This window comes from Tenacibaculum sp. Bg11-29, from assembly GCF_002836595.1.
Taxonomy (GTDB): domain Bacteria; phylum Bacteroidota; class Bacteroidia; order Flavobacteriales; family Flavobacteriaceae; genus Polaribacter.
Map to the genome: position 1 here is coordinate 2,417,496 of NZ_PJBB01000003.1, position 12,211 is coordinate 2,429,706.

General features: G+C 28.2%; 12 protein-coding genes. 7 read left to right on the forward strand and 5 right to left on the reverse strand.

The features are described 5' to 3' along the window. Window positions 1-4: 4 nt before the first annotated feature. Window positions 5-922 (reverse strand): LysR family transcriptional regulator, encoded by a 918-nt coding sequence (locus CXF68_RS11005; protein WP_101044634.1) that lies wholly within the window; start codon window positions 920-922, stop codon window positions 5-7. A gap of 111 nt (window positions 923-1,033) precedes the next feature. Here CXF68_RS11005 and CXF68_RS11010 point away from each other — a divergent pair, with 111 nt between their 5' ends. Then, window positions 1,034-1,354: a hypothetical protein gene (locus CXF68_RS11010; protein WP_232771641.1), complete on the forward strand. Its 321-nt coding sequence runs from the start codon at window positions 1,034-1,036 to the stop codon at window positions 1,352-1,354. Between the two features lie 252 nt (window positions 1,355-1,606). Next, the gene (locus CXF68_RS11015) at window positions 1,607-2,965 is read left to right on the forward strand and encodes a pyridoxal-phosphate dependent enzyme (protein WP_101044636.1); all 1,359 of its coding nucleotides are present in this window, start codon (window positions 1,607-1,609) and stop codon (window positions 2,963-2,965) included. Window positions 2,966-3,428: 463 nt separating this feature from the next. Here the strand turns inward: CXF68_RS11015 and lipA are convergent, their stop codons facing one another. From lipA to CXF68_RS11035, 4 genes are all read right to left on the reverse strand, one after another. Next, window positions 3,429-4,298 (reverse strand): lipoyl synthase, encoded by an 870-nt coding sequence (gene lipA, locus CXF68_RS11020; RefSeq protein ID WP_101044638.1) that lies wholly within the window; start codon window positions 4,296-4,298, stop codon window positions 3,429-3,431. Between the two features lie 38 nt (window positions 4,299-4,336). Further along, entirely contained in the window at window positions 4,337-5,557 is a 1,221-nt protein-coding gene (locus tag CXF68_RS11025; RefSeq protein WP_101044640.1) for an Nramp family divalent metal transporter, read from the reverse strand. 93 nt (window positions 5,558-5,650) lie between these two features. Then, a complete protein-coding gene (locus CXF68_RS11030) occupies window positions 5,651-6,214 on the reverse strand; it encodes an RNA polymerase sigma factor (protein WP_101044642.1) in 564 nt (187 codons plus the stop codon). A gap of 169 nt (window positions 6,215-6,383) precedes the next feature. Beyond that, window positions 6,384-6,590: a membrane or secreted protein gene (locus CXF68_RS11035; RefSeq protein ID WP_101044644.1), complete on the reverse strand. Its 207-nt coding sequence runs from the start codon at window positions 6,588-6,590 to the stop codon at window positions 6,384-6,386. 132 nt (window positions 6,591-6,722) lie between these two features. Between CXF68_RS11035 and aqpZ the strand changes: the two genes are divergently transcribed. The 5 genes from aqpZ to CXF68_RS11060 all read left to right on the forward strand — a co-directional run bounded on the left by aqpZ (window position 6,723) and on the right by CXF68_RS11060 (window position 11,900). Next, complete coding sequence (aqpZ, locus tag CXF68_RS11040; RefSeq protein ID WP_101044646.1) at window positions 6,723-7,409, forward strand: aquaporin Z; 687 nt, start codon at window positions 6,723-6,725, stop codon at window positions 7,407-7,409. Between the two features lie 195 nt (window positions 7,410-7,604). Continuing rightward, the gene (locus CXF68_RS11045) at window positions 7,605-8,099 is read left to right on the forward strand and encodes a hypothetical protein (protein WP_101044648.1); all 495 of its coding nucleotides are present in this window, start codon (window positions 7,605-7,607) and stop codon (window positions 8,097-8,099) included. Between the two features lie 247 nt (window positions 8,100-8,346). Next, complete coding sequence (locus CXF68_RS11050; RefSeq protein ID WP_232771642.1) at window positions 8,347-10,077, forward strand: tetratricopeptide repeat-containing sensor histidine kinase; 1,731 nt, start codon at window positions 8,347-8,349, stop codon at window positions 10,075-10,077. After that, window positions 10,070-10,816, forward strand: a complete 747-nt coding sequence (locus CXF68_RS11055) for a LytTR family DNA-binding domain-containing protein (protein WP_101044650.1) — start codon at window positions 10,070-10,072, stop codon at window positions 10,814-10,816. Before CXF68_RS11050 ends, CXF68_RS11055 begins: the two co-directional genes overlap by 8 nt. A gap of 376 nt (window positions 10,817-11,192) precedes the next feature. Next, a complete protein-coding gene (locus tag CXF68_RS11060) occupies window positions 11,193-11,900 on the forward strand; it encodes a hypothetical protein (protein WP_028889631.1) in 708 nt (235 codons plus the stop codon). Window positions 11,901-12,211: the final 311 nt, after the last annotated feature.

Genomic DNA, 12,211 nt, shown 5'->3' on the forward strand with positions numbered 1-12,211 from the left:
AGTATTAATCAGTAAACCAATCAAATTGGTTTTTGATTATAGTGTTTTTATTTTCTTGAATATGTTTTTTAAAAGCTTTTGATACAGAAGACAGGTTTTTAGACTTTAACCAAATTAAATTCCAATTGGTTTCTATAGGTAAATCTTTTATATTAAGAATTTGTAGTTCTCCTTTTAGTAACTCGTTTTTAATGCCAATTGCTGGCATTATTGAAATACCTAAGCCTGCAATTACGGCTTGTTTTACAGCTTCATTTGAGGTGAGCTCCATTTTTTTTTGAATTTTTATTTTGTGTTTTATTAAGTATTTTTCCATTGCTAAACGAGTTGCAGAACCATTTTCTCTAAAAATAAAAGGAGTTTTATTTAATTCTTTTAATATTGATTTATCAACAGTTTTGTAGTTCTTATTAGCAACAAAATAGAGGCTGTTTTTCATTAATTCTATACGCTCAATATTTAATTTTTTAGGAATTGTAGAAACCATAGCAAAGTCACATTCATTGTTTTCTAAACTCCTAATCACACTCATCTTATTGGTTACATCCATTGTTAAATCTACCATTTCATTTTTTTTTATAAAATCAGATAAAAAATAAGGCATAGCATATTTAGCTGTAGAAACGATAGCAATTTTTAATTTACCAGCTAATTTTCCTTCAAAAAGTGCAGATTTATAATTTATAGCTTCTACTTCATCTAAAATTTTAGCAGCAGTATTAGATATTTCTTCTCCAAATTCTGTTATGTATAGTTTTCTTCCAACTATTTCAAAAAGAGGTAATTTAAATTGATCTTGAAAATTCTTCAACTGAATAGATACCGCTGGTTGTGTTAAAAATAATTGTTCAGAAGCTTTCGTTACACTTTTAACTTCTGCTATTTTTCTAAATATTTCTAATTGATGTAATGTATAACTCATAAAATATTTTAATGTATTTTATAATAAATATAAATAAAAATATATGAAAAAAACATTATTTCTTTGTAAGATATAAGAACCAGTATAGTAGAGATTATAAAGGAAAAAATTATGACAAACGAAACTTTAGAAGCATTAAAAGTTATGAATGAAACAACAGATAAACAATTAAAATTAATTGATGGTAAGTTTACAAAAAGAGAAGTATTAAATATTATTGGTGATGTTGTAAATTTAAAAGTTAATTTTCATAAACTACAAAGACTATCTAGAACAGAAGGGAATATAAATGACGAATGTAGCTATGATAATTCTAGAATTACTGAACTAATTACTGATAAAACAAATATGAAAGATTTTTTAAACTCATTAGAAAATAATGGACGTAATATAAAAGTTTCAAGCACAATACATGTTTCTATTGAAGATTAATTTTTGTTTAGATTTGAATCCCTGAGTAGGAAAGACTGCCTAAAAATAGACTTTCCTGCTTTAATTTATACTTATTTATCTCTTAACAATATTATTTTATTTTTATAATTAGAATGTTATTTTAATAGCGATTCTATAAAATGGTTTATTTGTGCTCTTTAATATTTATAAAGTGTTAAGAGCAAGTAATGAAAGTACTATTTTTTAGAAAATGACTAAAAAGAAGTACCTTTGCATTTGTAAAATTAAGAGATGAAATACGCAAAAAATATATTAGAAACTATTGGTAATACACCGTTAGTTCAATTAAATTCTGTAACTAAAGAAATAGAAGCTTTAGTCTTAGCAAAGGTAGAAACCTTTAATCCAGGAAATTCAATAAAGGATAGAATGGCATTAAAAATGATTGAAGACGCTGAAGCTGATGGTCGTTTAAAACCAGGAGGAACTATTATTGAAGGAACATCTGGGAATACAGGTATGGGATTGGCTTTAGCAGCTATTATAAAAGGGTACAAATGTATTTTTGTGATTTCTGATAAGCAGTCTAAAGAAAAAATGGATATTTTGCGTGCTGTAGGAGCAGAGGTTATTGTTTGTCCAACAAATGTAGAGCCAGAAGATCCTCGTTCGTATTATTCTGTTTCTAAGCGTTTAGGAGACGAAACCCCAAATTCATGGTATGTTAATCAGTACGATAATCCATCTAATGCTATAACTCATTACGAACAAACTGGACCAGAAATATGGGAGCAAACTGATGGTAAAATTACTCATTTAGTAGTGGGAGTTGGTACTGGAGGTACAATTTCTGGAACTGCTAAATTTTTAAAAGAGCAAAATCCAAATATTAAAATTTGGGGAGTAGATACGTACGGTTCTGTATTCAAAAAATATCATGAAACAGGTATTTTTGATGAAAATGAAATTTATCCATATATCACAGAAGGAATTGGAGAAGATATACTTCCAAAAAATGTAGATTTTTCTGTAATTGATGGGTTTACTAAAGTAACAGATAAAGATGCAGCTGTTTATACACGAAAAATAGCAAAGGAAGAAGGTATTTTTGTTGGTAATTCAGCAGGTTCAGCAATTAAAGGAATATTACAATTAAAAGAGCATTTTACAAAAGATGATGTTGTAGTTGTTATATTTCATGATCATGGAAGTAGGTATGTAGGTAAGATGTTTAATGATGATTGGATGCGAGAAAGAGGCTTCTTAGAAGAGAAAGGTACTACTGCAGAAGACTTAATAAAGTCGCATATTGATAAATCATTAATAACAGCACAAACAGAAGAATTAGTTTCACATGCTATTGAAAGAATGCGTGATTATAAAATTTCTCAAATACCTGTAAGAGATGTTAATGGTTTTGTTGGTTCTGTAGATGAATCAGCTTTATTACGTAGTTATATTGCAGATAAAAACATAGCGGATAAGCCCATAAAAGAAGTAATGGGAGCCTTATATCCAGTAGTAAAACTAAATGCATCTATTGATGAAGTTTCTAAATTAATAACAAAAAACAACCAAGCAGTGTTAGTTGATTTAGAAAACGGTAAACATCATATTATAACAAAGTACGATATTATAAGTGCTATCTAATTAGAATAAAGGAGTAGGATTAACTATTTTCTATATTTTATAAAATACAAAAAGCCCACTCAAACGAGTGGGCTTTTGTTATTTAACTAATTCAAATAGTTTACACAATGAAAACAGTTTACAAGGTTGTTTTCAATTTTGTTTTTAATCAATAATTGCGCCGTAAACCTATTTTTAGAATTTAAATGCTTGTTTATCTTAAATAAAAGTGTTTATTCGATGGGTTTTTTTGGTAGGAACGAATTTACTTTTCATTAAATATAAAAGCCTATTCAAAAGAATAGGCTTTTATTAATTTATTAATTCAAATAATTTACACAATGAAAACAGTTTACAAGGCTCTTTTCATATACTTAACTTAATAAGTACGTAGGCAAAAGTAAAAAATAAACTGTGTAAAATAGTGTTGAATTAGTTAATTGACATTTTTTTAACATTAAAACGTTAAAATGTTAAGGAATTATTAATTAGCGTGTTTATGTGCTTTGTAAGATGATCGTACTAAAGGACCACTTTCTACATACATAAATCCCATTTCTAAACCTAATGTCTCATATTTTTTAAATTGCTCAGGAGTAATAAATTCTTTAAGAGGTAGATGTTTTTTACTAGGTTGTAAATATTGACCTATAGTAATAATATCTAATCCTACACCACGTAAGTCTTTCATTGTTTGAATAACTTCATCTTCAGTTTCACCTAAACCTAACATCATTCCAGATTTAGTACGCATTCCTTTTTCCTTTAAGTACTTTAAAACACTTAAACTTCTATCATATTTCGCTTGAATACGAACTTCACGAGTTAATCTACGAACTGTTTCAACATTGTGAGAAACTACTTCTGGAGCAACCTCAATGATTCTGTTAATTTGTTTTTCGTTTCCTTGAAAATCAGGAATTAATGTTTCTAAAGTAGTATTTGGGTTTGCTCTACGAATAGCGTTTACTGTCTCAGCCCAAATAATAGAACCACCATCTTTTAGGTCATCTCTATCAACAGATGTTAATACAGCATGTTTAATGCTCATTAACTTAATAGATCTAGCTACTTTTTCTGGTTCATCCCATTCAACAGTTTCAGGTCTTCCGGTTTTTACACCACAAAAACCACAAGAACGAGTACATATATTACCTAAAATCATAAATGTAGCAGTTCCTTCTCCCCAGCATTCTCCCATGTTAGGGCAGCTTCCACTCGTACAAATAGTATTTAATTTGTATTTATCAACTAAACCTCTTAAGTCGGTGTATTTCTTACCAACAGGTAATTTTACACGTAACCATTTTGGTTTTTTTACTCTTTCAGGTATTACTAAAGATTCGTTTGCCATTCGATAAAAATTGAAATGCAAATTTACAAAGAAAAGAATTATAAATTCACTAAAAACCAAATACTAAATCCAACTAAAAAAACAATTCCTGTAATACTTAAAATACGTAAAGGCAATTTTGGCCTATTCTTTTTAGGAGTATGCTTTCCTGTAATAAGTATATAATTTAAAATAGCATAAAAAGGGGCTGTTAAAAATGATAAAATAGTTGCTGTTTTAACTAGGAATCCCATATCGGCTAAGAAATATTTTAATACAATAAAAGTACCAATGGCAAGAAAGAGTATCCAAAACCAATAGTTTAGCTTATTTTTTTTACTAAAGAGTAAATTAGATGTTTTTGTCATTGCTCTTGGTGAGGCATCTAAAGTTGTTAAAGTGGTGCTAAACATTGTTGTAAAGGCAGCAATTCCTATGAATAAATAAGAAAAATCACCTAGGTTTTTGGTGTATAAGTTTATTAATTGTGAGGCAAAAAGATTTCCTTTATTAGAAAAAGATTCTCCTGATCGATACATTACTAAGGCGCCAAGTATAACAAAACATACGCTTAAAAAGAATGTGCCTAGGTATCCAATGTTAAAATCGAAAATAGCATCTTTAGGTTTAATCTTTTCGAAAGTAGTTTTGCTCTTTTCGATCGACCATAATGAATGCCAAATAGAAATATCTAAAGGGGCAGGCATCCATCCTAAAAAAGCAATTAAGAAAGTAATTTGCGCAGTTCCGCTAGGTATTATTTGTTGAAAAGTGAATCCTTTTTGAGTACTGAATATGGCAACATTTACGGCTATAATTGTACTTACTGTTAATATAATAATAATGTATTTCATTAAATTATCCAGAAGCTTATATTTTCCGATACCTAAGATAATAATACTTATAAATAATATAATTACAGACCAAATAATTAAGTCGTTAGTAAAACCAAAAATAGTTGAAGCTAAGCTAGCGGTAACTATTGTTACAGCGGCCTGAATGGTAAACATAGTAGCAAAATTTAAGATGTAATAACAAATTAGAACACCTTTTCCTAATTTTTTATAACCATCTAATAATGTTTCACCTGTAGCAGCAGCATAGCGTGGACCGAATTGAAAAAAAGGATATTTAAAAATATTTACAATTAATAATGCCCAAAGTAAGCCGAAACCAAAATCGGCACCAGCTCTTGTAGATTGTACAAGGTGGGATACACCAATAGCTGCGCCAGCAAATAACAACCCAGGGCCAAGTATGCTTGAAAGAGATTTTTTCATAATGGGGAATGAAAATAAATTTATTAAAAAGGGGTGAATTTATTCAGATATGTTACAATGTTTTGGTAATCTGGTAATTAAAATATTGGTAAGTTAAGCTTTCTTTATTATTTCAGCTAATAATTTTTTAGCTCTCAATAATTTTATTTTAACATTATTCATTGGTTCACCAATTGTTTCAGAAATTTCTTTGTAGCTTAATTCTTGAAAAAAACGTAAATTAATTATTTCTTGGTATTTAGGTTTTAACTTTTTAATATCTTTTAAAAGTTTTGCCAAATTTTGTTCAGTAATAATTTTATCTTGAGGAGAAGGAGAGTTGTCAACAACTCGAAAAGCTGCTTCTTCTTGTTCTTTGGAGGTATCTAGTAAAATAAATGTTTTTTTCTTTCTTAAAGAATCAATATAAACATTTTTAGAAATAGAAATTAACCATGTTTTAAATTGATATTTTTCATCAAATGTCTGAATCTTATCAAAAGCTTTAGAAAAAGTACGAATGGTAATATCTTCAGCGTCATTATCATTTTTAATTTTTGATAATTGATAGTGATATACATTACCCCAAAAAGTATCTAATAAAAAATTAAAAGATAATTGATTTCCTTTTTTTGCTAGCTGAATATGCTCAAGTACTTCTTTTTTATTTATTTCCAATATGTAGGTTTAGAAATTGTATTTGATAAATATAATGATTTGTAATAGTAATTAGACAACTATTAATTATAGTGGTAATAAATTAAGTTTAAATTATATGTATCAAAAAAATATGATAATAGCGATAAAAAAGTAAAGTTAGAACAAATTTTATATAAAAAAAAGATGATTAATTATTGTGTTCAGAATCATTACAAGAATCAAACTGATCAGGTGTTTTTCCACAAAAACCACAAGATTCACCGCTTTCATTCAAAACAGGATTTTGACTAGCACAAGTACCTGCAAATTCTCCATCCTTTTTTGCCCAAATCTTTATTGCAATTCCTGCAAAAGCTAAAGCCAATAACCCAATGGTAACAAAAAATAGTTTCATTTTTTTCAAATTTTGTAATGCAAAGATACGAATTTACTCTTTTATAAAATTTATTTGTGATAGAATTATAGATGTGACTTTTAGTTTTTTTAGGGTCATAATTAATAATCAATCAATTTAAAATAATAACATATGAAAAAATATTTAGCAGAATTATTCGGAACATTTTGGTTAGTTTTTGGAGGTTGTGGTAGTGCAATTTTTGCAGCTGGTTTTCCTGATTTAGGAATCGGTTTTATGGGAGTTTCTTTAGCTTTTGGTTTAACAGTATTAACAATGGCGTATGCAGTAGGACATATTTCTGGAGGACATTTTAATCCTGCAGTTTCATTAGGTCTGTGGGCAGGAGGTAAGTTTTCATCAAAAGAATTATTACCGTATGTTGTATCTCAATTAATAGGAGCAATTTTAGCAGCAACAGCTTTATTCTTTATTGTTTCAGGGAAATCTGATTTTGAATCTATAGGTGGGTTTGCTGCCAATGGTTACGGAGCATTATCGCCTGGTGGTTATAATATGGCTTCTGCTTTTATCGCTGAGTTTTTATTAACGATGTTTTTCTTATTAATTATTTTAGGAAGCACAAATGAAAGAGCGCCTAAAGGATTTGCCCCAATAGCTATTGGTTTAGGATTAACATTAATACATTTAATAAGTATACCAATAACAAATACTTCAGTAAATCCTGCACGTTCTATGAGCCAGGCAATATTTGCAGGTGGTGAATACTTAACACAATCTTGGTTGTTTTGGATTGCACCTATTGCAGGAGCAATTGTGGCAGGGTTTATTCATAAATCATTATTTGATAAAGCGTAAAATTCTATTGAAAATTTGTGGTTTCTTGTATATAGCATCTGAAAATTAATAAATTAAAAGAATATCTCAATTTTGTTTTTAATAATATAACTTTTATTATATTCGGTAAAATTTTGTTGAAATAAGTTGTTTTTGATTAACAATAACACAAATTTTTATATAAAAAAAGTAGTAACAATTAATAAATAATAAGAAATGTCCCTCGTAAAAAATCAATGTAATATAATATTACCTCCAGGTGATTCTCATAGAGAAATAACAGAAATTGAACATTCTGGTGATATAACAATTCCACATAGTTTCGACGAAACTCCACCATTGGTTCCTCATGTAAGAGCCACTAAAGAAAATAATTATATTGCTATTGAAGCTATTGTTTTTATTGACTCAACAATAAAGCGCCCAAAACTTCTAGTATCGCAGCTTTTGTCTGTTAATATGGAAGGTAAATATCAATTGCAATTTTTTATTCATTGTAGTGGAGATGAAATTGAACGGTTAAGAGAAAACAGATCAAGAGTTTCATACAAAGCTTTTACTGTAAAATTCGACACAAAGAACACTGCGATTAACTTTCCAAAAGGTGTTACACTAGAGCATGTAAAAATAACACAAACATTTTTATGGAATATAGACCCTGAAACTTCAAGGGGAACTGAAACTGTTGTTTTAACGACTGAAACATTTTAAATAAAATAATAACTTAATAAAAAAACTAGTCTGTTTTTATGAAATGAAAGATGTATTACTTTATGTAATTACATCTTTCATTTCTATACACAAACCCGAACAAAAGCCAAATTTAGCCAGATATCATCTAAATCTTCATAAAAATAAAAGCAATATTTGAAGGCATACTGTATTCTTACATTTAGCTCAAATACAAAAACAAATCTCGTTTCAGTTTTATATTAGGTAAGGCATATTAAAATATATTATGTATTTCATTAAACTATTATTCTTGTTATTACTCCTTAACTTATCAAGTAATGTCTTTTTTCAATACAAAGAAAAGAAAACAGAAAAAGTTATTGCTGATCAAAAAATAGACAACAAGACTTCGAATACCAATGATTTTGATAGGGCAAAGCATTTTTTTGCAATTAAAAAATGGGACTCTACCATAGTATACACTTCAAAAGTATTACAAGCATCTAAAAAAAAAAAAACCATAGAGTATTGTCACTATATCAGAGGGCATAGCTTCATGAGAAAAAAAATTTTTAAGGAGGCTAAAAAAGAATACAGCTTCGTATCTGAAAAATTTCCTCTTTATTATCTAGTATTACAAAACTTAGGTGGAATTTCTTTAGAACAAAAAAAAATTAAAGAAGCTATCTGTTATTTTAAAACATTACAAGTACATCCCAATTATAGCCTCGTAAAGAGTTCAGTTCTTCATGCTCTCGGTTTAGCATATTTCCACCTTTCTCGTTTTGATAAAGCAGAAACCTATCTTTTAATGAGCTATTCTTTACAAGAAAAAGAGAAAGATACCATATCGTTAATCAGTTCTTATACAAATATAGCAAACTTATATTATGAACAATATAAAGACAGTCAAGCAATACCTTATTTTGAAAAGGCATATCATTTATCAAAAAAGATTAAAAGTTTTAAGTTTAGAAGAAAAACATCTTTGAATATGTCTGTAATAGAAGAAAATAGAAAAAACCTCACTAAAGCACTGATATATAGAAAGGAATTTGAAAAATGGAATGATTCTTTAAATGATCAAAACAAAATATGGTCTATAGCTCAGGTGGAAAAAAAATATGCTGTTAATCAGAAACAGAAACAAATTAAATTATTAGAAGTTGAGAATAAAGTAAAAATTACACAACGTAATGGCTTTGTAATCTCTTCTATTTTATTGTTATTATTACTAAGTACAAGTCTTTATTTTTATTATCGAAAAAATAAAACTAACAAAATTATTCTAACTCAAAAGAATGAACTAGACACATTAAATGCCACTAAAGACAAACTACTTTCTGTTATAAGTCATGATTTACGATCTTCTGTAAATGCCTTTAAGCAATCGAGTAGTAAGCTTTTAAAAGATATTGATGATAATAATTATGAAAAACTACCTAAAATTGCCCGTAAAAGCATAGCAATAGCGAGTAGTACCTCTAGTTTATTAGACAATATTTTACATTGGGCAACGATACAAAACCATCAACTATATTTTTCTAGAGAATCAGTTAATCTATTTTCGGTAATGGAACAAATAGCTTACAATTACAAACCTCTATTCGAGGATAAAAACATTATATTTAAAAACACGATTCCTAAATCAGTTTTTGTATGGGCCGATTTAGATTCATTGAAAATAACAACACGAAATTTATTAGATAATGCTATTAAATTCTCTAAGGAAACTGGCATTATTTCAGTATACTTATATAAAGAAGAAGATGGTTTTTATTATTTTGTAATTGAAGATACTGGAATAGGAATGGACAAGGAAACACAGGAAGCATTACTTAAGGAAGGAGTACTTCTTAATAAGAAGAAAAACCAAAAAGGATTAGGTACAGGGCTAGGTATACAGCTTTGTAAATCAATGATTAAGAAAAATAAAGGAAAGTTTTTAATTGAAAGTACAGAAGGTCTTGGAACGAAAATGATTATTGCACTTCCTAAATTAGTTCAAAATGGATAAGGTAAATATTCTAATTATAGAAGATACGACTGATGATGCATTCGTATTAAGAGAAATGTTAGAGGAAAATAACTATAACGTAGTTGCTATAGCAAGTTCTTATCAGGAAGCATTAACATTATTTTATAAACTAGATATTGATTTAATTATTATTGATGTTTTTTTAGATGGTAACCCAGATGGAATAACATTTGCAGAAACTATCTCTATAACTCCTAATGCACTTAAACCTTTTGTTTTTTTAACGAGTTCAAAGAATCGTCAAATTTTTGAAAGAGCTAAACTTACAAAGCCTTTCAGTTTCTTACTTAAACCATTTAATGAACTAGAGATGTTATATGCTTTGGAGATTGCTGTTGAAAAATTTTATGAGCAATCTAATATTTTTTCTAGTGAAGATAAAGATACTGTCATTAGTCAAGATTATTTATTTATAAAAAAAACAAATGCATTAAGAAAAGTAATGCTCTCTAGTATTCTGTATATTGAAGTAGATGATCGATACTGTAATATTATTACAGAAAAAGAAAAATACATCATTCAAGTTTCATTAGGGAAAATTAGTGAATTACTCGATAATAAAATATTTATTCGAACCCACCGAAAGTATATTGTAAATAGTAATGCTATCGAACAAATTATATTAAACGACAATCTATTAATACTAAAAGGGAATCACAAGGTAACCTTTAGTGGAAAATATAAAAACGTAGTTAAGAATTTTCATATTCTAAAATAAAATAGCCTCCATAAAACCTATCATTTCAATAGTCTCTGTATTTCTACACATTTATTTCATTTATTCACACCATTATTCTATAGTACTCACAGCAAAAAAAAGCCAACTCACGGCATCTTTTATATTCTCTTTCTTTTTTAAAAGTAATTTCACTTCAGGAAATAAAATATAGCGCTATATGATTATCCTTTAGTTATTTAAAGACAAGTATCTGAATTAATAAATTCAGAATATTTATATAATTACAATCAAAAATATAATGTTTTTAAAGCTTCTAAAAAGTAGTGGAGCAGAAACCACTTTAATAAACGGTTTCTTTTATAAAGTTAAACATAGAAGGAAAGTAAAATTAAATAGGGTATAAAATATTGAAATAATGAGTATAGAAATAGCTGAATTAAGTAAATTAAAAGGAATTAATGCAAAACCATTGGGTACAGAAATTAGTATAAAACCTTATGTAAGTTGGAGTACAAGTATTGTTGATGTTGCGGTATCTCCAGCGGGAACTCTTTGGTGTACAGTTTTACGTCCAGATTCATCTGAAGGGAAAGGTGGTTTTTTAATGATTTATAAAGAAGAAATTTCTGAATTTGAAGACCCAATCATAAAAAAGTTTTATGCAGGTGATGGATATTTTCGCACAGAAATAGCAAGTGATAAACTTGATTTTGAAAAGAATAATTATGTTGTAGTTTACAGCCCTTTAAATGAAGATGAGCCTACTGTTATTAGTGCTTATGTAAATGTTTTACTAGGTAAACCTGAAGAGAACCTAAATGGGTTTTCTGAATGTGAAGGACTTAATATTGTAGATTCAGGAGATGGCATTATGGTATATTATAACTTTCCTCGTACTCCACTTGGTTTTGATAAGTATAAAGGTTTTGTAGTTGCAAGAAAAGGGAATGAATTAGGGAGTGGAATTGAAATCGCGAAACATCAGATAAACGGAGCTCCAGGAATAATGTATTTACCAATGGGTGACTTAAAAGAAGGAGAGGTTTATAATATATATACAGCATTAAATTCTATAGAAACACCATTAGCTGGTTGTTTATTTGAAATGCCAAAAATTAAATAAGAACTCTTTTTACAGCATTCACAAAAAGACGTTGACTCACAACATTGCTATTATTTACATATTTATCTATTAGTGATTACACTTCATGAAAAAATGTATAAACTATATGAGTTTTTATCAGTTCTGAAAAAAAATATCAGTATTACTTAACCTTACAGGCATTTATTTGTTTTAAGGTGTAATTGGAGGAATTGATTTAGAATTATAGATAAGTGAGTAAGAACGGTTGTAAAAATATATATGATTGATACAATACGCATTTAATTTATGTTACAATTAATTAGGAGTGTATTGTGTCAATTTAAAAAGTA